General features: G+C 66.0%; 22 protein-coding genes and 4 pseudogenes. 14 read left to right on the plus strand and 12 right to left on the minus strand.

What is annotated here, in order from left to right; genetic code table 11:
* Positions 1 to 14: 14 nt before the first annotated feature.
* Together EDD40_RS36470 and EDD40_RS44905 are read left to right on the plus strand one after the other, a co-directional pair.
* Positions 15 to 698, plus strand: a complete 684-nt coding sequence (locus tag EDD40_RS36470; RefSeq protein ID WP_170185324.1) for a class I SAM-dependent methyltransferase — start codon at positions 15 to 17, stop codon at positions 696 to 698.
* 1 nt (position 699) lies between these two features.
* Positions 700 to 1,434 (plus strand): WbqC family protein, encoded by a 735-nt coding sequence (locus EDD40_RS44905; protein ID WP_123746909.1) that lies wholly within the window; start codon positions 700 to 702, stop codon positions 1,432 to 1,434.
* Positions 1,435 to 1,853: 419 nt separating this feature from the next.
* Here EDD40_RS44905 and EDD40_RS36480 read toward each other — a convergent pair whose 3' ends face one another.
* The 3 genes from EDD40_RS36480 to EDD40_RS36490 form a co-directional block, all read right to left on the minus strand.
* Positions 1,854 to 2,405 carry an integrase core domain-containing protein gene (locus tag EDD40_RS36480; RefSeq protein ID WP_211348315.1) on the minus strand — a complete coding sequence of 184 codons (552 nt, stop codon included), beginning with the start codon at positions 2,403 to 2,405 and terminating at the stop codon, positions 1,854 to 1,856.
* Between the two features lie 86 nt (positions 2,406 to 2,491).
* Positions 2,492 to 3,496 (minus strand): DDE-type integrase/transposase/recombinase, encoded by a 1,005-nt coding sequence (locus EDD40_RS36485; RefSeq protein WP_148088674.1) that lies wholly within the window; start codon positions 3,494 to 3,496, stop codon positions 2,492 to 2,494.
* Positions 3,493 to 3,921, minus strand: coding sequence for a transposase (locus tag EDD40_RS36490; RefSeq protein ID WP_148088765.1), 429 nt, complete (start codon positions 3,919 to 3,921; stop codon positions 3,493 to 3,495). Before EDD40_RS36490 ends, EDD40_RS36485 begins: the two co-directional genes overlap by 4 nt.
* Positions 3,922 to 4,433: 512 nt before the next feature.
* Between EDD40_RS36490 and EDD40_RS36500 the strand changes: the two genes are divergently transcribed.
* Both EDD40_RS36500 and EDD40_RS36505 read left to right on the plus strand, forming a co-directional pair.
* A complete protein-coding gene (locus EDD40_RS36500) occupies positions 4,434 to 5,546 on the plus strand; it encodes a hypothetical protein (protein ID WP_123746911.1) in 1,113 nt (370 codons plus the stop codon).
* Positions 5,546 to 6,424: a PfkB family carbohydrate kinase gene (locus tag EDD40_RS36505; RefSeq protein WP_123746912.1), complete on the plus strand. Its 879-nt coding sequence runs from the start codon at positions 5,546 to 5,548 to the stop codon at positions 6,422 to 6,424. The genes EDD40_RS36500 and EDD40_RS36505 overlap by 1 nt, the downstream gene beginning before the upstream one ends.
* Here the strand turns inward: EDD40_RS36505 and EDD40_RS36510 are convergent.
* Positions 6,421 to 7,068, minus strand: coding sequence for a nucleoside/nucleotide kinase family protein (locus EDD40_RS36510; RefSeq protein ID WP_123746913.1), 648 nt, complete (start codon positions 7,066 to 7,068; stop codon positions 6,421 to 6,423). The two genes, EDD40_RS36505 and EDD40_RS36510, sit on opposite strands and share 4 nt — an antisense overlap.
* A gap of 101 nt (positions 7,069 to 7,169) precedes the next feature.
* Complete coding sequence (locus tag EDD40_RS42120; RefSeq protein WP_170185325.1) at positions 7,170 to 7,655, minus strand: transposase; 486 nt, start codon at positions 7,653 to 7,655, stop codon at positions 7,170 to 7,172.
* Positions 7,656 to 7,857: 202 nt separating this feature from the next.
* On the opposite strand from EDD40_RS42120, the gene EDD40_RS42125 reads away from it, so the two are divergent.
* Together EDD40_RS42125 and EDD40_RS44910 are read left to right on the plus strand one after the other, a co-directional pair.
* Positions 7,858 to 8,079 (plus strand): hypothetical protein, encoded by a 222-nt coding sequence (locus tag EDD40_RS42125; protein WP_170185326.1) that lies wholly within the window; start codon positions 7,858 to 7,860, stop codon positions 8,077 to 8,079.
* Positions 8,080 to 8,329: 250 nt separating this feature from the next.
* A pseudogene (locus tag EDD40_RS44910) lies at positions 8,330 to 8,478 on the plus strand (IS630 family transposase); the annotation flags it as partial.
* 540 nt (positions 8,479 to 9,018) lie between these two features.
* On the opposite strand, the gene EDD40_RS44025 reads toward EDD40_RS44910, so the two are convergent.
* Positions 9,019 to 10,116, minus strand: a complete 1,098-nt coding sequence (locus EDD40_RS44025) for an integrase core domain-containing protein (RefSeq protein ID WP_123746915.1) — start codon at positions 10,114 to 10,116, stop codon at positions 9,019 to 9,021.
* A gap of 399 nt (positions 10,117 to 10,515) precedes the next feature.
* Between EDD40_RS44025 and EDD40_RS41230 the strand changes: the two genes are divergently transcribed.
* The 4 genes from EDD40_RS41230 to EDD40_RS36535 all read left to right on the plus strand — a co-directional run bounded on the left by EDD40_RS41230 (position 10,516) and on the right by EDD40_RS36535 (position 12,825).
* Positions 10,516 to 10,818 (plus strand): hypothetical protein, encoded by a 303-nt coding sequence (locus EDD40_RS41230; RefSeq protein WP_148089023.1) that lies wholly within the window; start codon positions 10,516 to 10,518, stop codon positions 10,816 to 10,818.
* 4 nt (positions 10,819 to 10,822) lie between these two features.
* Positions 10,823 to 11,758, plus strand: a complete 936-nt coding sequence (locus EDD40_RS36525) for a hypothetical protein (RefSeq protein ID WP_123746916.1) — start codon at positions 10,823 to 10,825, stop codon at positions 11,756 to 11,758.
* A 464-nt stretch (positions 11,759 to 12,222) separates the two neighbouring features.
* On the plus strand, positions 12,223 to 12,567 hold the full coding sequence (locus tag EDD40_RS36530; RefSeq protein WP_123746917.1) for a DUF6247 family protein: 345 nt from the start codon (positions 12,223 to 12,225) through the stop codon (positions 12,565 to 12,567).
* A gap of 3 nt (positions 12,568 to 12,570) precedes the next feature.
* The gene (locus EDD40_RS36535) at positions 12,571 to 12,825 is read left to right on the plus strand and encodes a hypothetical protein (protein WP_123746918.1); all 255 of its coding nucleotides are present in this window, start codon (positions 12,571 to 12,573) and stop codon (positions 12,823 to 12,825) included.
* Positions 12,826 to 13,200: 375 nt separating this feature from the next.
* Here the strand turns inward: EDD40_RS36535 and EDD40_RS36540 are convergent, their stop codons facing one another.
* Positions 13,201 to 13,812 (minus strand): tyrosine-type recombinase/integrase, encoded by a 612-nt coding sequence (locus tag EDD40_RS36540; RefSeq protein ID WP_170185327.1) that lies wholly within the window; start codon positions 13,810 to 13,812, stop codon positions 13,201 to 13,203.
* A gap of 251 nt (positions 13,813 to 14,063) precedes the next feature.
* On the opposite strand from EDD40_RS36540, the gene EDD40_RS44975 reads away from it, so the two are divergent.
* Entirely contained in the window at positions 14,064 to 14,825 is a 762-nt protein-coding gene (locus tag EDD40_RS44975; RefSeq protein ID WP_484336695.1) for a phage tail tube protein, read from the plus strand.
* Here EDD40_RS44975 and EDD40_RS36550 read toward each other — a convergent pair.
* The 5 genes and pseudogenes from EDD40_RS36550 to EDD40_RS36565 all read right to left on the minus strand — a co-directional run bounded on the left by EDD40_RS36550 (position 14,723) and on the right by EDD40_RS36565 (position 17,884).
* Entirely contained in the window at positions 14,723 to 15,202 is a 480-nt protein-coding gene (locus tag EDD40_RS36550) for a hypothetical protein (RefSeq protein WP_170185329.1), read from the minus strand. The genes EDD40_RS44975 and EDD40_RS36550 overlap by 103 nt on opposite strands.
* A gap of 395 nt (positions 15,203 to 15,597) precedes the next feature.
* Entirely contained in the window at positions 15,598 to 16,065 is a 468-nt protein-coding gene (locus EDD40_RS42900) for a transposase (RefSeq protein ID WP_211348317.1), read from the minus strand.
* A 56-nt stretch (positions 16,066 to 16,121) separates the two neighbouring features.
* Positions 16,122 to 16,262, minus strand: a pseudogene (locus tag EDD40_RS44915) (transposase); the annotation flags it as partial.
* A gap of 185 nt (positions 16,263 to 16,447) precedes the next feature.
* Positions 16,448 to 16,888: pseudogene (locus EDD40_RS36560) on the minus strand (helix-turn-helix domain-containing protein); the annotation flags it as partial.
* A gap of 201 nt (positions 16,889 to 17,089) precedes the next feature.
* On the minus strand, positions 17,090 to 17,884 hold the full coding sequence (locus EDD40_RS36565; RefSeq protein WP_123746921.1) for a MerR family transcriptional regulator: 795 nt from the start codon (positions 17,882 to 17,884) through the stop codon (positions 17,090 to 17,092).
* Positions 17,885 to 17,962: 78 nt separating this feature from the next.
* On the opposite strand from EDD40_RS36565, the gene EDD40_RS36570 reads away from it, so the two are divergent.
* From EDD40_RS36570 to EDD40_RS36580, 3 genes and pseudogenes are all read left to right on the plus strand, one after another.
* A complete protein-coding gene (locus EDD40_RS36570) occupies positions 17,963 to 18,313 on the plus strand; it encodes a nuclear transport factor 2 family protein (RefSeq protein WP_123746922.1) in 351 nt (116 codons plus the stop codon).
* Between the two features lie 139 nt (positions 18,314 to 18,452).
* A complete protein-coding gene (locus tag EDD40_RS36575) occupies positions 18,453 to 19,142 on the plus strand; it encodes an SDR family oxidoreductase (protein WP_246038137.1) in 690 nt (229 codons plus the stop codon).
* 285 nt (positions 19,143 to 19,427) lie between these two features.
* Positions 19,428 to 20,095: pseudogene (locus EDD40_RS36580) on the plus strand (alpha/beta hydrolase fold domain-containing protein).
* The last annotated feature ends 46 nt before the right edge of the window (positions 20,096 to 20,141 follow it).

A 20,141-nucleotide genomic window follows, 5' to 3' on the forward strand; every position in this document is an offset into this window, starting at 1 on the left:
CAACCGGAGGCTGGATGCCACCTGAGGTTGCTATAATCGCAGACTATGGCTCAGAGCTACGCAAGGCAATGACGCTCGAACTCGGCGCCGGCGGAGGTCGGCTTACCGCCGCTCTCGCCACCATATCTAAATCGCTTGTGGCTACTGATTTTAGCATTCCCATGACACGGAAACTCAAAGAGCGCCTTCCTGGCATTACGGTGTCACAGGTAGATGCACGTAATCTTCACTCATTTAGGGCTGAGGAGTTTGACCTTTGCTGGTTTGGCTACAACGGGATAGATTCAATTCCTATCCGTGATCGACGAACGGTATTTAGCGAAGTGCGAAACGTGTTGCGGTGTGGTGGTCTTTTTATCTTCTCAACACACGACCGTACCTTCGCCGAAACGGCAGCTCGCACACCTATTCCCGTGCGCCCGTGGCGTCTTGGTGAAACCAAACGCTTCTTTAGATGCGTTTTCAATCGAGCAAGGATGAGAAGGTATCAAGAGTTCGGCGAAGACTACGCCTTAGTGAATGATAGAGCGTTGAATTTCGGGTTGATGACCTACTACGTTGATCGCAAGTGGCAAAATGAATTGCTCGCAGAGGAGTCGTTTCGCGTATTGAGTGTATACGCGACAGACGGTAGCCGTTGGGAAAACTGTGAACAACCAACTGATAAGTGGCACTACTTCGTCTGTAAGGCCATCTGATATGCCGAGCCCCAAGAATCTTGTGACGATACATCAACCCCATTTTCTACCTTGGCTTGGATATATAAACAAGCTTGCTGTTAGCGACACTTTTATTTTCCTCGATGATGTCGACTTTCGTCGCGATTACTTTCAGCATCGCACACGGATTGTAACGAGAGATGGGGCTCTACGCTGGGCTACTTTGCCAGTCGTAAAGCATTCAAGCGGGGAGGTGATTAGAAATATCTACATACACACACGCGGGATTGAAAGGGTAATTCGCATCTTCGAGAACGAGTACCGCCACCACCCTAATTATAGACAGTTGCATGCAGGGATCTGGGATGCGATGAGGAGTTCGGGTGACCGCTTGCTAGATGTTAATATGACTCTAATTCGACACCTCTGCAACTTGCTTGGTTTGCGGTGCCGTATCTACCTTGCTTCCGACCTGTGTCCGCGGACAGAACGAACTACTAGAATCTATGAGCTGGCTCGGATTACCGGGGGCGACGCATTGCTTGTAGGGTCCGGCAATATGCTAGGAATTCACGATACGCGTTACTGGCAAAAACGGGGAATCGCTATTTATCGGCAGAATTTTATCGTCGCTCACCATAAGTACGTTCAGCCTTCAAGTTCCAGTTTCGTTGCGATGGCGAGCACGGTCGACGCGCTGTTCTCCGTGGGGGCTAAAACGACAGGAATGCGCGTAATGCACGCAAAACCTCAGTTGTATGATCTGCAGAATTGATGCCATTCGCTAATAGTGGTAGAGAATGTGGAGGCCGTAGAGGGGTGCGGTCGTCGTCGAACCTAATACTCCAGCCGCACTTGGTGACTATGTGCGTTTCCGCTGGTAGTGGCTCTTTCTAGCACGGTACTGGTGGCGTCTGCGCCAGTGGGACCTGTACCGCTCGAAAGTCATCGCTGCTGGTCAGGCGGTATGTCTGTACTCGTTGATGAGTCCGCCGAGGATGCGGGTGCGGTGCACTCTGTGGCTGTCGAGGTCGTGCACCGCGGCGGGGTGTTGTTGGGTCTCGGGTGGTAGTTGGTCTCGAGCCTGATGGGCGCGGTGTCGGTTGTAGTGTTCCTCGTAGATCTTGAGGACCTGACGTGCATGGCTCTCACCCTGTGGGGTTCCAGAAGTCGGCCACATGGTCTGACCTGCGGTTAGGCTGCGGTGGGTTCGTACTCGTTGATAAGGCCGCCGAGGACTGGTCGGCGGCGTATCGAGATGCAGCCCGGCTCTGCGATCGGTCGGTCAGGTCGTGGTGGCGCGAGTTGCCGGGCTTGGTGTGGTCGGCGATGGTTGTAGTGGGTCGCGTAGCGGTCCAGGACCGCCCGTAGGTGGTGTTCGTTGACGATGGGCAGTCGGTCGGTGGCTTCGCGTCGGACGGTTCCGACGAACCGTTCGGCGTAGGAGTTGGCCTGCGGACATTGTGGCGGGATCTTCACGACGTGAATGCCGGTGTCGGAGAAGACCGCGTCGAACGAGGCGGTGAACTGGCCGGCCCGGTCGCGGATTAGGAACCGGAAGCCGTCTGCCGGATCGGCCAGGTCCATGAGCAGGTTGCGGGATTGTTGCGTGGTCCAGGGCCAGTCGGGGTTGGTCGTGGTGCCGAGGATGTGCACGTAGCGCGTGGCGACCTCCATCACGAAGAACACATAGACCCGCTTGAGTGTGACGGCGCAGTCGACGTGGAAGAAGTCGCAGACCAACATGCTCGCGGCCTGCGCGCGCAGGAACCGTCGCCAAGAGCTGTCAGTGTCTCGCCGGTAGTTGTCAATTCAGATGAGACAGGTTGTGTTTACGGGGTCGGCTGCGGTTGCCCGACGGGTTGGTTGATCCAGGCTGCCTCGGGCAGTCGGGGTGGCCGGGGTCGGTGTGCGAAGCGTTGCGGATATCGGGTGTGGGCGCGGTCGAGGGTGGCCTGTCTTTGGTCGCGGATCTGATCGGCGGTTCCGAAGTGGACGGACGCGGGGGTGTGCATGCCGATGCCTGAGTGTCGGTGTTCGTGGTTGTAGGCGAGGAAGAACTCCTCGCAGAACGCGCGGGCGTCCTCCAGTGAGCCGAACCGGTCGGGAAAGTCGGGCATGTACTTCATCGTCTTGAACTGGGCCTCGGAGTAGGGGTTGTCGTTGGAGACGCGGGGGCGGGAGTGGGAGCGGAGCACGCCGAGGTCGACCAGGAGCCCGGAGACGGGCTTGGAGACCATCGCGCCACCGCGGTCGGCGTGGACCGTGTGCGGCGCGGTGCCGTTGCGGGCGACGGCGTCGGCGAGGAAGTCCCTGGCCACGACCGCGTCCTCCGCGGCGGCGACCAGCCACCCGGTGACGTACCGGGAGAAGATGTCCAGCACGACGTAGCAGCGGTACCAGACGCCCTTCACCGGCCCTTTCAGCGCGGTGATGTCCCAGGACCACACCTGGCTCGGGCCGTGGGCGAGCAGTTCGGGCCGGGCGCGGGGTGGATGGGTGGCGACGCGGCGGCGTTCGCGGACCTGCCCGGCGGCGCGGGCGATCCGGTACATCGTCGACACCGAGCACCGGTAGCGGCCCTCGTCCAGCTCCCGCACCCACACCTGCGGAATCGCCAGGTCCCGGTAGGCCGGGCTGGTCAACACCTCCAGCACCCCGGCGCGTTCGGCGGCGTCCAGGGCGTGCGGCGGCGGACGACGGCGCGGTCGGGGGCCGTGCACCGGGCCCGTCGCCCCGAGGCGGCGGTAGTGCGTGGCCCGGGACCTGCCGGTCAACGCGCACGACGTGGTCACCGGGACCAGAGCGGCACGCAACTCGCCGAAGGCAGTCGTCAAGACCTCGTCGGCGGCCTGTCCTCGTCCGTGCTCCCGGAGAGTTCTTCCAAGAGCGCGTGTGCTTTTCCCATGATGTCCAGTGCCATTCGGGTCTTGGCCAGGTCGGAGGTCAGTTTCGCGTTCTGCCGGCGCAATCTCTCCAACTCGATCTGCTCGGTCGACTTCCTCCTCGGTTCCGCCGGCTCGGCCGGTCCGCTTCCCAGCCGGCCCGCGTCACGGGCCCGGGTCCACTCGATGACGTGCGAGGAGTACAGGCCCTCGCGACGCAGGATCGCGCCCTTCTCCCCGTTCGGGGCGTTCTCGTACTCGGCGACCAGGGCGAGCTTGTACTCGGCGGTGAACGTCCGCCGGGACGGACGCGCGGCCGGATCGGCCGGTGTCCCGCCGGAGGAACGCCGAGGCGGCTTGTCGGATGGGGTGGACACGAGCACAAGGATCTCCGATCCCGCTCTTGATCAGGAACCCCGCTCACACGAGGTGTCTCACAGCAGTCTGACCAAGAGGGGTGTTAACCGAGGCGCTCGCTACGGCGGGAGTGCCGATGCAGTCATGTTGGCACGGGGACGCCGGGGACGGTGTGGTGGTGCTGGTCCCGCCGGAGTACCCGAAGGCGCCGTTGCTGGAGGTGTTGCCCGAGGCGTTGGCGCGGGCAGTGCGCGCACAACACCACCAGCCCCACCGCCGCGCGCGCCCGGCTGCGGCTGGCAGTGCACGCCGGGGAGGTCGCCTTCGACGAACACGGCGCGACCTCGCCCACGATGGTCGCGGCATTCCGGCTGTTAGACGCAGCCCCGGTCCGAGAGGCAGGCCCTATCGGACCATGCCTGGAAAGACTACGAGCTATCGGGGGAACCTCAGATTCCACATGGCATCGCCTGCCACATGCCTTCTGAGCTGGGTCTTTCAACAGGGTCGCTGTGGAAGTTACGCTTATCGGATGCAGAAGCCGGAGCGGGAGGCCGTCCGCCGGCGATTATCCGCCAGCGGCCACACCGTTGCTGAGATCGCGAAGGTCTTCGAGGCCAAGGCGAAGGCCCGGCCCAGGCTGGCGGCGCGGTGGGCAGCCGGGATGACCTTGCAGGACACAGCCGACGCGTGGAACCAATTGGACTCCACTGGCCGCGCCCCGATGACCGCGCAGCGGGTGTCCGACTACGAGCGTTGGCCGGAAGGCGGTAGGCGGCCCACGGCGTTGGCGCTGCGGATGCTCGCCCGGATGTACGGCGTGGCGGCCGACCGGTTGGTGGACGCGGTGGACCTGGGTGCCTGCAATGAGAATCAGGTGCTGGAGATGGCAGGGGTCACGGGGGCCTCCGCCCCGCCGGAGGCCCCCGGCGACCCGGCAGCCAGGGAGTTCTCCGAGTTCGTCGGGGCCGAGATCGCCGAGAAGGGCGCGGCCCTGGTCTACCCGGTGTTCCGGCTGTCCGGCGAGACCAGGCAGGCGTTGGCGGGCCTCAACCTGAACCAGCAGCTGCTGTACCAGAAAGAGGAGTCTCAGTTCACCAGGATGCACAGGATCGATGTGCCCGCCGTGTGCGCGGTGAACGACATGCGCGCCCTCGTGTACGCGGCCGAGCTGTTCCAGACCCACCTGCGGGTATCGTGGACGCTAGAGGCCGACGTCGACGCGGTGCGCAACCCCGCTCGCAGCCTCATCTCCTTCGGATTGTCCAGCAACGACGTCACCCACATGTATCTTGAGACCGTCGACCGCCCGCTGTTTCAGGTCCTGCCCGACGGGCAGGGCAGCGAGTACCTGCGGCTGTCGGACGAGACCGAGTTCAAGTCCACGCCGGATGCGCAGTACGGGATCATCGTGCGGGCACGGCCTTTCCCGGATGCGCCGGACCGGGTGTGGTTTCTGTGCTCGGGCTTGGGGCCGATGGGCACGCCCGGCGCGGCGTGGTACCTGGCCACAAACTGGCGGGACCTGCACGATCAGGCCGGAGCTGCGGATTTCGTCGCGGCGGTCAAGGTCCGCCGCTACTCGGAGAAGAGCGCCGTGCTCCAGCACCTACACAGAGCCGGTCGAGGAGTCAGGAGCGCTTGATGGCAGAGGGTCTGTTCGTCGGGCTGTCCACCGTGGACCTGGGGTACCTGGTGGCCGAGTACCCGGACGAGGACGATAAGGTCACCGCGCTGGAGCAGGCCACGGCTGCCGGAGGCCCGGCGACCAACGCAGCGGTGGCCTTCGCATTCTTGGCTGGCGGGCAATCCCGGCTGGCGACCGCAGTGGGACGCCACTGGATGGCCGGTCTCATCCGCGACGACCTGGCCCGCCACCAGGTGGAGCTGGTCGACCTCGCCCCCGACCAGGACGGCGGCCCGCCAGCGTCCTCGATCATCGTCTCCGGGAAGACCGCGAGCCGGACGGTCGTGTCCCTGGACGCCACCCGCGTCCAGGCCCCCGCCCCGGCCGACCCGGCCGCGCTGCTCGGCGAGGCGGGGATCGTACTAGTGGACGGGCATCAGGCAGAGCCGTGCGCGGCGGCCGCCGCGGCGGCCAGAGCCGCCGGGGTGCCGGTGGTGTTCGACGGAGGGCACTGGAAGCCCACGCACGCCGAGCTGCTGCGGCACATCGACATCGCCATCTGCTCGTCCAGGTATGCACCTCCCGGCACGGCTGATGTGGACGAGACGCACCAGTACCTGCACGACCAGGGTGTGCGGTGCGCGGCCACCACAGCCGGGGAAGGGCCGATCCGCTGGTCCACCCGACGCAACGGGGGAGTGGTCAAACCGCCATCGGTCACTGCCTTGGACACCCTCGGGGCCGGCGACATCTTCCACGGCGCGTTCTGCCATTATTACCTGCGCGACCGGGACTTCCCGAGGGCATTGGAGAACGCAGCGGCCGTGGCGGCGGCGTCCTGCGAGCGGTTCGGCACCCGCGCCTGGATGGCGTCGGGCAGGGAGCGGTTCGCCTAACTCAACAACACGAGGTCGGCGTTGCCTTTGCCAGCCTCGATGAGCACAGCGTTCGGCAAGTCGGTTTCGCGGATCTTCACCTCGGCCTGCTCCGGGGTGCGGCCGATGGCCAAATGCCTGCGGCGCAGCCGATCGGTGATTACATCAAGCGGCTCGTCCAGGTACCAAATCGCGTGGAGGATCTGGCGTACCTGTGCCCAAGGCTCTTGGTCCAGCAACAGGTAGTTCCCTTCAGTGATCACAATGCCGATGTCTGGGCCGATGGTGATCGCGTCGGGCACCGGCTCGTGCAGGACTTCCCGGTCGTAGGCGGGCCAGCCAACCTCGGCCTCGGTGTGCAACTGCTTTAGCTTGGCCACGTACCCCTCGACGTCGAAGGTCTGCGGCGCACCTTTCAACGCGCGCAGGCCCAGCCGGTCCAGGTCGGCGTTGAACATGTGGAAGCCGTCCATGGGGGCGATCTCTGCAGTGCTCTGGCTGAGCTTGGCGTTGACCTCGTCACGCAGCCGCTCGGCCAAGGTGGACTTTCCGGCCGCTGGCGGCCCGGCGATGCCGAGCAGGTAGCGCCCGCTGCGTGCCTGCGACGAGTCGATCACCCGTGCGGCGAGCACGGCGAGGTCGACGGGGCTGCTGCTGGCAGTCATGGAACCTCCCTGAAGTGCGGTCGTGGCCAACGTTACAGCCGTGAGCGGCACCGCTGGCTTTGGTGGTGTTCGGTGACGTCGGTTATTCGCCAATGTTGGCGTCAGCGGTCGACGTTGCGGGCGCGGGAGGCATTGACGTTGCGTTTGAGGTCGGCGTTGAGCAGTTTGTCGGGGCTGTAGCCGGGCATGAGGTGCAGCTCGACCCGGTCGGCGTTGTCCTCGAGCCAGGCGAGGACCGCCTCGCTTCGGTGCACGGGGTGCTGGTCGGCGACGACGTGCACCTTCCGACCCGCCTGGCTGGCGACGCGGTCGAGGAACGCGATGAACACCGACGCGGTGAACCGCTCGGTGAACACGGTGAACCACAACGCGCCCCGCGAGGCGACCGCGGACATGACGTTGACCCGCAGCCGCTTGCCGGTCACCCGCACGATCGGAGTCCTGCCCTTCGGCGCCCAGGATCGGCCGGGCGGTGCGGCATCGGAGCGCAGCCCGCACTGGTCGACCCAGGCGATCGCCGCGCCCTCGGCCTTGGCGCGTGCTTCGATCGCCGGATACTCCCCTCGCCCGTCATAGAAGACGAGCAAGCGACACCTCCGACACCTCGCGGAATTTTCTCCACGGTGGGGTAAATCAGTGCAGAAAAACTCGTGTATCCGCAGGCCAGGGCACTTCCCGGCCTGCCGGGCGCGCGGAAAAAACCTCACCAGAGAAGGGCACGGAATCAGTGGCCGAAAACCGGAAACTTCTCCCTGCGACCAGCACAGGACAGGTCCAGAGGAGGCGATCATGGCACGCATGATGATCCGCGGAGGCGGCAAGGCGATGTGGCTGCCGACGGTCGAGTCACCCCGTCGCAGGATACTTCGGCCGCTGTTCACCCTGGCACTGTTGGGTTTCGTGGCGCTGGCCCTCTTCCAGCCGACAGTTGCTGCCGAGGTCGTGGTGCGGTTCGTCGCGGTGGTGCGGTTCGTCGCGACGGCACTCGCGGCGTTCTTTCGCAGTCTCTGACCCATGCCTGCTGGCCAGCCGCAGTGCGGCAGTGCTCTTTGAAAAATTCATAGTGAAACAAAAGCGCTGTCGCCACCTTGCTTGGTGGCGACAGCGTAACCTGTTCCTTGATAATTGCAGCGCACGCCCCTGAACTCTCGGGGCCGTCGACGGCACGAGTCCGGCCACTGACAGTTACAGGGGTGAATTCGCGTTGGTGGGCTGGAACTGGCCCCGTGACGTTTCTTGATCGTCACGCTATGCCGGGTGGATGAGGTATGCGCAGGGTGGTGGCTTGACGCCCCGCGAGCAGCGGGCGCGGAACGCATCCGACTCGAGGCTGGCAAGCCGTTCGCCCGGGGCGAGAAGACCACGGTGGTCGCTACGGAGCTGTGGGTGGGGGTGCGGCAGGTGGAGAAGTAGCGCCGTAGCTGGCGAGAGCGGCAGGGCCGGCGTCGCGTCCCCGGCTCGGGCGGGCAGATCTCACTCAAGGCACCCTGCGGGCCACCCTTTTCACGAACCACACCCAAACCGAAGGCCACGACACCGACCCTGCCAGCCAGCCCCAGGCCAGCCACTGCCAAGTCTCACAGCCTTTTTCATCGTGGTCGACGGCGGGTTTCGACATGGTGGAGGACGAGGATGGCCGCGATGACGCGCTGTGACTGTTTCAAGATCGGCTCTGGCGCACTTCCGGTGGTGGTGCGGTGGACCCCCGGACCGTGACAGGGGCGAGGGTTGTCATGATCATTTGTGGCTCAGATGGCGATGTTGGTCGGTGCGGTGTTCTCGGGGCTTTCGGCGCTGGTGGTCGAGGGCGTCGAGGACGCCGGTGATGTGATCGTGGTGCGGGCGTCGACCAGGGGCGAGGAGGTGGCGTGTCCTTCGTGCGGAACGCCGACGGGCCGGGTTCATGCCTTCCGCCAGCGGTGTGCATGCCGAAAATCGCATCCATGCAGCTCAGGCTGCGTGATGGTACTCGTTGAGGATGCCGCCGAGTCGTTGCCGACGGCGGATGTCGAGGCGGGTGAGGGTCGCTTGATCGGTGGCTGGCTGTGGCAGTGGTTGTAGTGGTCGGGCGTTGTCGATGCCCTGGTGGGGCCGGTGGGTGTTGTAGAACCGCTCGTACTCGTGCAGCGCGTGGAGCAGGTGCTGCTGGTTCCAGATCAGCGTTCGGTCGAGGAGTTCACGGCGGCAGCTGTGGATCCAGCGTTCCATGATCGCGTTCATCCGTGGGATCCGGACTCCGCTGAGGACGGCCTGGATGCCGGCGTCGGCGAGGACGGGGTCGAATAGTGCCGGGTACTTTCCGTCGCGGTCGCGGATCAGGAATCGCGCGTGTCTGCCCGCGTCGTCGAGGTCCATGACGAGGTTTCTGGCGGCTTGGGTGACCCAGGATGCGGTGGGGTGTGCGGTGGCGCCGAGGACTCGGATTCGGCGGCTGGCGTGCTCGATCACTGCGAGCGCGTAGAGGCGGGTGCCGTTCAGGGTGGTGGTCTCGAAGAAGTCGCAGGCCAGGAGTGCGTCGGCTTGGGAGCGGAGGAAGGCCGACCAGGTTGTGGAGACGCGTTCTGGTGCCGGGTCGATTCCGGCGTCCTTGAGGATCTGCCATACCGTGGACGCGGCGATCTTGATGCCGAGGACGAGGAGTTCTCCGTGGATGCGGCGGTAGCCCCAGGCAGGATTCTCCTGGGCCAGGCGCAGCACCAGGAGTCGGATCGAGCGGATGGTCCGTGGACGGCCGGGCCGCTTGGGGCGGGATCCGGCTGTGTGGCGACGGTCGAGGAGGTCTCGGTGCCAGCGCAGGACTGTCTCCGGGCGCACCAGTAGTCGGAGTCGACGAAGCGCTTGCGCCGGGAGTCGGTGCAGCAGTGCGGCGAGGAAGGCCCGGTCGGCGGGGGAGAACCGTGGGCGGGTGTCTCCGAGTTGGCGTTGCAGGACCATGATCTGGTGGCGCAGCGCCAGGATCTCCGTGTCCTTGTCCCGGTCGCTCAGAGGCAGCAGGCGCAGCAACGCGAACGCGTTGGTCACGCCGAGGTAGGCCAGTCGAAGCAGCACAGCCGATCATCATGCCGTGCTGGTCGACGTCACAGCGGATGGCAGCCGTCCCCGCGAGCGCTTGACGTCTATTGGGTTTATACGTCCTCTACCTGCATGGATGAGGTTCTCGGCAGGCACAGGGTTTCCGATCGACCCGTGCCGCTTGAGAAGCCGTCGCTGGCGGTGAAGCAGAGGTACCGGTGGAGCGGCATTGCCCACCACTGGGTCCGGATCGCCCGGGCAGGCGGTGCAGGAAGCGCCCTTGCCTGTCGCGGGCACGTCCGTCAGCCCGGTCGACGTCAAGCACGCCGGTGTCGCGGCGCCACGATCAGGCCAGTACCGCAACGGCGATTGCACCTTGGTACCGATCGAGTTCGGTGCATCGACGCGGCTCCCGGTATTCGCTACCTTATCGCCATGTGGCAATACGCTATGTGGGGGCTGGTCGGCGCTGCGGCCAATCGCGCAATATTATTCATCGAAGCCACCCAGCGCGTCAAGGCATGGCCTTGGACTCGTCCGAAAGGACCCGGTGGGGGCATTTATGCAGTGGCCACTCTGCTGCACCTGGCCATCGCCACGGCGACCACAGCAGCCCTTGCCACCACAGCGATCGTAGCGAGCGATTTTGTCGCGTTCGGCATCGGCGCAGCCGCACCGGTCGTGGTGAAGAAGATCGCCGGCTACGCGGAGTCGCTTGTCTCGCCGGAGGGAAGGTGAAGGGATGACCCACAGCAGCTCTTTTTGGCAGCGCTTCCTGTCGGCCATGGCGGACTCCTCGCCCGCATTCGCGCGAGCCCCCCTCGGCCAACCCGGCAGTAGCCTGCTCTCCGCCATGGCCGACTCGGTTCCAGCGACTCGCCCCGCCGGTGGTGCCGACGCCTACGCCGTGGACTCGTTTCCGCACCATGAGGAGTTCACGGTAGAACTTCCTTCACAAGAGGAAGTGTTCACCTTCTCTGCGCGAGTTCGCGCCACCTGGCGCGTGACAGATCCCATCGCAGCGGTTCGCCTATACACCAATTCGCCTGGCCCCGAAGTGCGCCACCACCTGGAACGGCGCCTTCGGGAATTGAGCCGGAATTTCAAGCCCGAGAGCGGTGTTGAGGCGGAAAAGAGCATCAACCTCGAGTTCAACGAGCGGCAGCTCCACATCTCGGACGCGATAGTGGTCACCCACTGTGACGTAGCCCTCTCGCTCGACGCGACCACGGCCGCTCACGTCGCGAACTGGACGCTCGCCGCACGCAAACGGGAATGGCTCGACCAGGTTCGCCAGACCGAAATTTTCGAGCACGAACTGAGCAAACAGCGAGCAGAACACCAGCACCAGCTGGACGCGATGAAGCAGCGCTACGAACTGGCCCTCAAGCGGGAACGGATCGAGTTCTACGCCGACGTACTGCAGTCGGGAAGTCACAACCTCCTCGCCCTGCGCTTGGCCGGGCACGGCGAAGACGTAGACGACGTGGTCAGATTACTGATGCAACAGCGGGAAATAGAATTCTCCCAGGCCATCGAAATGTTGCAGCTTCTACTGGAGAAAGGTCTGGTCGATCGGGAAGACGTGGTGCGGGTTCTCAGCAACGTGAATGCCGAGGCTGGCGGTCTGCCACCGATGCGCACTATCGAAGGTGCCCGTCTCGACGACGAGGGCTAGTAGGACTTCGTTAGGTGCTGTTGACCTGCGTGTCCTGGCGGCCGGTTGTGATCCAGTACTCCAGCCGCACTTGGGTGACTATGTGCATTCCCGCTGGTAGTTGTCGATCTCGTTGCCACCAAGCAGCCGCTGGGCCTCGCGCAAAAAGTCGGCGACCGCCCGGCGCGGCTCGTCGTCTGCAGGGAATGGGGATCACCATCTCCGCGCCGAGAGTGCGGCCGTGTGGGGTGCCAATAGTTGGCCACACGGCCTGAGCTGCGCTTACGCGGTCGTGGGTTCGTGCTCGTTGATCAGATCATCGAGGATGGTTGGGCGGAGTGTCGACGTGTGGACCGGCGGTCTGCGGAGGCTCGTGCTTGGCCTGTCGGTTATGAGTGTCTTTCAGACACCATCGCCGCGGTGGCTTCCTGGCCGGTGATCAGCGGTCGGAGGACGCTCGTGGTGGTTGGGCGTTAGGGTGGGGTATGGCCTCTCCTGCTGCGTCGGTGCCGTCCGGTGGCGGTCCGGTGGTGCCTGCGGCTGATCCGGTGGCGATCCGGGCTGCGTTGACGCCGATGCTGGTGGCGGAGTTCGATCGTGAGTGGGAGTTGGTGTTGGAGCGGGCCAAGGTGTCGAAGGACTTGGCCGGGATTCGGGATCTGTTGGGCAAGTGGCGGCACATCGCCTACGGCGAGTTGCGCGATCCGGGTTCGTACTACCGGATGTTGGCCAAGGCCGAGCAGGTCCAGCGTCTGGGTGCCAATCCGGACGCGGTGTCGTTGGAGGAGATGAAGGCGCTGCTGGGCCGGCGTCAGGGGCGGGCCGAGTAGTCGGTGTATCGGATCGTGCCCGACGCGGCGAGCCTGGAGCAGGTTGCCGCGCTGCCCGTGGAGGCGCTGTCGGTTTATGCCGAGGTGTTGGCGGTGTTGGAGTTGCAGCCGTGGAACGGCCGTCCGCAGCACGAGGACAATCCCGGCGCGGCGGTGCGGTACTGGAGCTTCGGACCGGATGGGGCGGGTCAGGTCGTGTACTTGATCCTGGAGGAGCAGCGCGAGGTGCACCTGTTGCTGGTGCAGTGGCTGGGCTGATCCTGTCGGCTGCGGGGTCGCGCTTGCCGGAATGTCGTCCGTGTGAGTCGGGCGGCAGTGCACGACTTCCGGGAGCACGTGGGAGCGGGTGCTGGGAGCAGAATGGGAGCCGTCGGACGCGCTCGATAGCGCTGAACCGCGTTCAACGGCTCTCAATGGCCATATTTTTCCTGCGATGATTCTGTTTCCGCCGGTGGAGTCATTATTTCGGCTTCATTCACACCGAAGAGGTCACTGGTTCGATCCCAGTATCGCCCACAGTGTGTTTTACCTGGTAAATGGCCTGCAGACGATCTCTGTCTGCGGGTCATTGATCGTTTCGGGGAGCATCTGGGGAGCAAGCGATCTTGACCACCTCCGTATTTGCGAAGGTGGTCATGGTGTCGTGCTCCCCGTTTGCTCCCGGGTTTGCTCCCAGCGGTGTTGGAGTGCGGCGAGCATGGCGTCGATCATGGGTTGGGTGACGTGGGAGTAGACGCCCATGACGCCGTGGAACTTGTGGCCGATCCTTTTGTGTTGGAGGACTTCGGGGACGCGGTCCTCGATGAGCCAGGTCTTGTGGGTGTGGCGTAGGTCGTGGAAGTGCATGTCTGGGTTGATCCGCGGTCGGCCGGTGGCGGTGTCGCCGCGCAGTGCGGGTAGCCAGACGCGGCGGCGGAAGTTGGAGCGGCGGTGGAAGCCGCCGTCGGTGCCGGTGAACACGAACCTCGCGGCGGGGTGGCGATCGTGGTGGTCCTCGAGCAGGTCGGCCAGGAACGGCGGTAGGTGCACGGTGCGGACGCTGGCGGGTGTCTTGGGTGGTCCGAGGGTGAGTTTGCCGCCGACCTCGTGCAGGGCGCCGTCGTGGGCGTCGACGCGGATCTCGCCGTTGGTCGTGTCGACGCGTGTCCATTGCAGGCCGGTCAGTTCACCCCTGTGGGGTGCCAGAAGTCGGCCACATGGCTTGACCTGCCGATACGTGGCTGTGGGTTCGTACTCGTCGATCACGCCGTCGAGGACTGGTCGACGGCGTGTCGACGGAAGCTCGATGACTTGTGGCGCGGTGCAACACGACTCGGCGTGAGTCGACTCTATATTTCAGTTTTGATCGAACCTGACTGTTGTCGTCATATGCTGGGACCGCGCAGAATCAGCCAGCCGACGAGCCGGACGAAGATCAGATGGAGCGGTTGTAGCGCCACGCCCCGCGATCATGCTCCTATAGCTCTTGTGCGCGATCACCGCAGCTCAGCGCCTCAGTGCAGAGTTCTGAAACCCCACAGGTCCGCGTTCCCGGCACCGGGGAACTCTCCCTCGCCCTACCGGGCACACCTGAACCGCCCGACCCAACCACGCCTCTGCCCGTCGCGTGGAGCGGCCTGGGGTTGTCGACCGAGGACGGCGTGACCATCCGCCGCGCGGTGGAGAAGTCCGGCACCACGCACTGGCAGCAGGTCACGCCCGCGCGCTACATCTACACCAGCCAGGAGTTCGGCGTCTCCAGCGTGTTCCAGGAGACCGAGGGCATCGTGCTGGGCGCGTACTTCGGCGGGATGGTGTTCGCCGAGACCTCCGCCGGGTCGAAGAAGTACCGCGCCGAGATCTCGTCAATGCCCAAGAGCGACGGAGTACGGCGTTCTCGTGCCGCAGCACGAGCAGTTCGGCGTCCTTCGCCGCGTGGCTGCGCAGCAGCACCGCGGGGACGGACAGCGACCTCCGGGTCGTCCTGTACAGCAGGGACACCATCACCCGGCCATGCTCCCAAAGACGACCGCGCTCTCGCTCCACCAGCGGCGATGACCTTTCGAGCGGCATGGGGGTCGAGGCCGCCGTCAGCTGTGAGCGGATGTCACCGAGGCGCTGCGACACGTGTCCGGAGGTGGGTGGTGGCGGCCACCCACATCCGGTCCGGGGGCGGTCAGGCAGCGGCGGCGGTGCAGGTGGGTGCTGCGGCCGGGGCGGCCATCGCCGTGGTCGTCACGGGCGGGCCGGCGTTTGCCGGGCGGGTGCCGGAGCAGTAGTGGGACGACACTTCGCCGCCGGTGGAGTCGCCGAACGCGAACACCAGGTACGACTGGCCGACGTAGAGCGAGAGCCCGCACATCGACCCGGCGTAGTTGGTCGTCACGGTCACGGTCGCCGGCACGTCGCCCTTGTACTCCTGGTCGACCTGCACGGTGTACGCGCGCAGGTCGTCCCAGACGTAGTCGGGCTTGCCGCGCTCCAGCACGGTGGACGCGGACACGTGGCCGCTGAACACGTGATCGGCCCGTGCGTAGCGCTGTGGTTCGGTGTCATAGGGCAGACAACTGCACGCACTGGCGGTACCGGTGAGCACGGCGGCGGACAGGACGGCCGCCAGCGCCACGGCACCGGTGGCGTGAGCGAGAAAACGCAAGCGCGCCAATGAAAGCTCCCCTGGTCGGGTGAACGGTGGCGGTGTTCTTCCAGCGTATCGGTCGACGCTCCGGCAGGCATTCGCCCAGTTGCCACTTCGTCGAGTCGGGTGCCGCACGACGGCGCCACCGCAACCCTGTACCACTTGAGACCGTTGTCGCTGGTAGAGCGAGTGTCAGCGTGTCGAGAGCATGTCCTGTGGGGTGTCAAAAGTCGGCCACAGGACCTGACCTGCGGTTAGTAGCTGTTTCCAAGCTACTGGTGTTGGGTGAGTCGGCGGCTGGTAATGCGGATCATGGACCAGCGGACCATCGCTTCGTGGTGGTGCGGGAGTCGTTCGTAGTCGCGGACGCAGCGGCGGTGTCCAGTGATCCAGGCCAACCTCCTCTCCACCACTCACCTTCTCGGCAGCACGGTGAAGTACGGCAGGTCGGGACGTCTGACGACCTGCACCACAAGGCGAAGTGTCTTCCGTGCCCAGTCGATCAAGGAGCCGGTGTAGCCGCCGTCGGCCGACACCAGCGAGATCCGCTTCCCGGCGGTGTCGCGCATTCGGCGCAACAGGCTGCGGGCTGCGACCCGGTCCTGCGTCGAGGCCGGTGTCACGAGAACGGCCACCAGCAGCCCGATGGTGTCCACGACGATATGCCGCTTGCGGCCCGCGACCTTCTTCCCGCCATCCCAACCGCGGGTCGCCCGACCGACGGTTTCCGCGGCGCGCACCGATTGCGAGTCCATCACCGCCGCAGACGGCGCCGCCACCCGACCCTCGGCCAGGCGGAGGCGGTCGCGCAACGCGTCGAGCAGCCGCTGCGACGCACCGGCTTTCTCCCAGGCGGCGAAACGCTTGTAGACCGTGGGCACGGCGGCAAGTCCGCCGGCAGCGCCCGCCACTTGATCCCGTTGTCGACCACATACAGGATCGCGTCCACGATCAGGCGGCGGCAGTGCTTCTCCCACCGCCCACCACGACCGGCCAGACACGCCGGATCCGGCGACAGCGGGTCCAGCTCGGCCCACTGGGCATCGGTGACGTCGGTCGGATACCGGGCCGTCCGCACGGTGGGCTGGTGGGAGGCCGCCAGACGGCAGCAGAGGGCACCCGCGGTGGAACCGCCCGCGGGCAACGGGCACGATAACAACGGAACTCCTGGTGGAACGGCGCATAGACACCGTTCGATCTACCAGGAGTTCCCCCATCAGCGCACCAAGACCCCTCACCTGCTCAAGCTAGGAAACGGGCAGTGACGTCCAGGTGCAGCACGTGGCCGGGCCAGCGGGCGGCGATCCGGCGGGGACGCCGGTTGGTCTCGTCGTTCGGGTCGAGGAACCGGCGACGGTTCAGGCCCAGGTGGGCCAAGTGCCGTCCGACGGCGCGCACCGAGATTCGAACGCCGTCGGCTTCCAGTTCCAGGGTGATGCGCCGGGCCGGGTACTTGTGGTCGTGGCGCAGCCGTTCGATGCGGGCCACGACCTCGGCGGGGGTGGCGGTGGGTTGGTGGTGCGGGACGCTGGGCCGGTCGAGCAGGCCGGCCTCGCCGTGGCGGCGGTGGCGGTTGACCCACCTCGACGGGCACTGCCGCGAGATGCCCATCTCGGCCGCGACGTGGGCGATCGGGCGGGTCTTGCAGCGTTGGACCAGGCGGTGGCGGCCTTCGACGGACAGCGGGGCGTCACGGTGGAGCACGGACGGGTCTTTCTGCTCGGCGGACGAGTTGGTCGCACTTCTCATCCTGCCGTCGGAAGACCCGTCCGCCCGTTCAGGGCCGCCCCGCCGTCACCAACGTCATGACCCGCAACAATTAGCCTCTCAACATGACCTGAGGCTCACCTCGGCGTTGGTCCCCGATGTCCCGTTGTCCCGAGACTCCGCTCCGCGCTGACCGCTTCAGGTGACGCGGAAGACCGGCCAGCCGATCTCGGTGCGCCACGCGGCGGGATCGCTCGAGTCACGAGGACCGACGGCGTAGACCTCCCGCACCGGTCCGGCCACCGACATCGCGTTCTCCACCACCCAGGTCCCGAGTTGGCCGTACGTGACATCGGCCCCGTTGTGCTCGCCGACGTGAGTGGTGACGGCCAGTTCCGCGGCCGGAAGGACGGCGGGGTGCACGCGTCCGGTGCGAGGTGGCGCAGCGGTCGGCAGGTAGACCAGCGCGTGACCGCGCTCCTGTTCGAAGAGGGCGTTGTCGTAGCAGCCGCCCGGTGGTCCGGTCACGGCGGAGCCGACGGCCGCCTCCAATTCGGCCATCGCGCCTGCGAACCAGGCGGCGACCTCGTGGTGCTCGACCACGGCCTCCACCGCCGCGACCGTCCGGGCGGGCTCCGCGCGCAGTTCGACGTCGATCGGCGCGGGGTCGGGCCGGAGCAGGCGCCGCAGCGACACGACCGCGGCCCTGGTGCGGTCGAGCACGTCCTCGAGGTGTCGCAGGTGGTCCGCGACCAGGGCCGCGCGGACACCGGGGTCGGGGGTCCGGAGGATTCGCTGCACGTCGCTCAGGGGGACGTCGAGTTCGCGGAGCCGGTGGATGACCTGTGCGGTCGGGATCTGCTCGACGGCGTAGTAGCGGTAGCCGGTGCTCTCGTCCACCACGGCGGGTTCCAGCAGGGCCGCCTCGTGGTACCGGCGGAGGGCCCGCACGCTCAGGTGGGTCAGCCGCGAGAACTCTCCGATGGTCAACATCCCCGCATTCTGGACCCTCTCCCCAGGGGAGGGTCCACGGCTTGACCCTCTCGCGCCGAGAGGTCACACGATGGTCTCATGACACAGCACACCGACCTGCTCCCGGCCACCGTGCGCGAGTTCTTCGCCGCCCACGTCGCCCGCGACGCCGACAGCGCCTCCTCGTTCCTCACCGAGGACGTCGTGGTCGTGGACCAGGAAGAGACCTTCCGCGGCAGAGGAGCGGTCCACGCGTTCCTGCGGGACGCCGGGTCCGAGTTCGAGTACACGACCGAGCAGCTCGGCGCTCGCCGCGTCGATGACGCCCACTGGGTGGTGACCGTGCGGCTCGAAGGCACCTTCCCGGGTGGGGTCGCCGAGCTCGACTACCGGTTCGCGCTGCGGGGCGGCCTCGTCGCCGAACTCGTCATCGCCAACCACACTGCCTGACCGAACCCGTGCCACATCGATCTTCAGTGGAGAGAGAAATGTCTGGTTCCGACCGCGATCGTCTCGACGGCCGCCGGGCGCTGGTCACGGGCGGTTCGAAGGGCTCGGGCAAGGCTGTCGCGCAGAGGGGCTGCGGGAGATGGGTGCCGACGTCTACGTGACGGCGCGAACGATGCCCGACGGGTACGAGCACCCGGACCGGTTCATCGAAGCGGACCTGATGACGGTCGAGGGCACCGACGCGGTGGCCGCTCGAATCGCCGAGGTCGGCGGCGCGCTGGACATCCTGGTGCACGTCGTCGGAGGTGCGTCGACGCCGGCCGGTGGGTTCGCGATCATCACCGACGACCAGTGGCTCACGGAGCTGAACCTCAACTTCCTGGGAGCGGTGCGGCTCGATCGGGCGCTTCTCCCGGCGATGATCGAGTCCGGGGCGGGCGTGGTGCTGCACTTCACCTCGATCCAGCGTGAACTGCCCCAGTACGACGCGTCCCTGGCGTACGCGGCGGCGAAGGCCGCTCTGCGCACGTACAACAAGGGACTCGCCAACGAACTCGCGCCACGCGGCGTCCGGGTCAACGCGGTCAGCCCCGGCGGGATCGAGACCGAGGCCTACGAGAGGTTCGTGGACCGGATCGCCGAGGGCAACGGGCTCACACGTGAGGCGGCCAAGCAGACCATCTACGACTCCCTGGGAGGAGTACCGCTGGGGCGGTTCGCGAACACCGGGGAAATCGCGGACCTGGTCGGGTTCCTGGTCTCGGACCGCGCCTCGGCGATCGTCGGAGCCGAGTACGTGATCGACGGCGGGACCGTGCCGACCGTCTGAGCCGGCCCCATGTCCATCGATGACCTGTGACCTGCGGCAGGCAGACGTCGCGTCTCCTGCCGCAAGGAGAAACCCATGACCTGCGGAGACCCCGACCGACGAGATCCTCTCGCGCGGTGGCGCCTACGGCGTGGAGGAGCGGGTGGTGCCGGGGCCGGACGGGCAACCGGACGTCTCGCTGCTGATCTGCCCCCCCGAAGCGCGCGGCGACCCCGACCTCGGTGATCTACCACGTCCACGGGGGGCGGCATGATCGTCGGAGACAACCGGTTCGGCCTCGTGGAGATGCTGGATCTAGCCGAACCGATGGGCATGGTCGTGGTCTCGGTCGAGTACCGGCTCGCACCCGAGACACGCCACCCCGGTCCCGTCGAGGACCGCTGCGCGGGCTGGTGTGGGTGTCGGAGCACGCCCACGAGCTCGACATCGACCCCGAGCGCGTCGTCATCGTCGGTGCGAGCGCCGGCGGCGGCCTCGCAGCAGGTGTCGCCTTGATGGCACGTGACCGCAACGGCCCGGCCATCCTGGCCCAGCTGCTCCTGTCGCCGATGCTCGACGACCGCAACGGCTCGCCCTCCGCCCGGCAGATGCGCGGCCTCGGCATCTGGGACAGCTCCTCGAACGAGACCGGGTGGAACGCGCTCCTCGGCGACGGCGTGCGCGGAGGACCGGACGTGTCCGCGTGCGCCGCGCCTTCTCGTGCCGCGGACCTCTCCGGCCTGCCGTCCACGTTCGTCGACGTCGGGTCGGCCGAAACGTTCCGGGACGAGGACGTAGCCCATGCGAGCCGCATGTGGCAGGCGGGCTGCAACGTCGAACTGCACGTCTGGCCCGGCGGGTTCCACGGGTTCGACGTCGTGGTTCCTCACGCCGTGATCCCGCAGGACGCCATCGCCGCCCGAGCGGCATGGCTGCGCCGCCAACTGGGGCGTGTTCCCCCGGTGAGGCGCTGAGCTGGGCGCGTGACCCGTGATCAGGTGTCGCCGGACCGGACGCGGG

The sequence above is a fragment of the Saccharothrix texasensis genome (assembly GCF_003752005.1).
Classification (GTDB): Bacteria; Actinomycetota; Actinomycetes; order Mycobacteriales; family Pseudonocardiaceae; genus Actinosynnema; species Actinosynnema texasense.

Bases quoted from the DNA above. Each gene is read 5' to 3' on its own strand.
- EDD40_RS36470 (WP_170185324.1), top strand. From the start codon at position 15: ATGCCACCTGAGGTTGCTATAATCGCAGACTATGGCTCAGAGCTACGC.
- EDD40_RS36505 (WP_123746912.1), top strand. From the start codon at position 5,546: ATGGCAGAGGGTCTGTTCGTCGGGCTGTCCACCGTGGACCTGGGGTAC.
- EDD40_RS36525 (WP_123746916.1), top strand. From the start codon at position 10,823: ATGACCCACAGCAGCTCTTTTTGGCAGCGCTTCCTGTCGGCCATGGCG.
- EDD40_RS42125 (WP_170185326.1), top strand. From the start codon at position 7,858: ATGGCACGCATGATGATCCGCGGAGGCGGCAAGGCGATGTGGCTGCCG.
- EDD40_RS44905 (WP_123746909.1), top strand. From the start codon at position 700: ATGCCGAGCCCCAAGAATCTTGTGACGATACATCAACCCCATTTTCTA.
- EDD40_RS41230 (WP_148089023.1), top strand. From the start codon at position 10,516: ATGTGGCAATACGCTATGTGGGGGCTGGTCGGCGCTGCGGCCAATCGC.
- EDD40_RS36570 (WP_123746922.1), top strand. From the start codon at position 17,963: ATGACACAGCACACCGACCTGCTCCCGGCCACCGTGCGCGAGTTCTTC.
- EDD40_RS36565 (WP_123746921.1), bottom strand. From the start codon at position 17,884: ATGTTGACCATCGGAGAGTTCTCGCGGCTGACCCACCTGAGCGTGCGG.
- EDD40_RS36530 (WP_123746917.1), top strand. From the start codon at position 12,223: ATGGCCTCTCCTGCTGCGTCGGTGCCGTCCGGTGGCGGTCCGGTGGTG.
- EDD40_RS36500 (WP_123746911.1), top strand. From the start codon at position 4,434: ATGCAGAAGCCGGAGCGGGAGGCCGTCCGCCGGCGATTATCCGCCAGC.
- EDD40_RS36480 (WP_211348315.1), bottom strand. From the start codon at position 2,405: ATGTTGGTCTGCGACTTCTTCCACGTCGACTGCGCCGTCACACTCAAG.
- EDD40_RS36510 (WP_123746913.1), bottom strand. From the start codon at position 7,068: ATGACTGCCAGCAGCAGCCCCGTCGACCTCGCCGTGCTCGCCGCACGG.
- EDD40_RS36575 (WP_246038137.1), top strand. From the start codon at position 18,453: ATGGGTGCCGACGTCTACGTGACGGCGCGAACGATGCCCGACGGGTAC.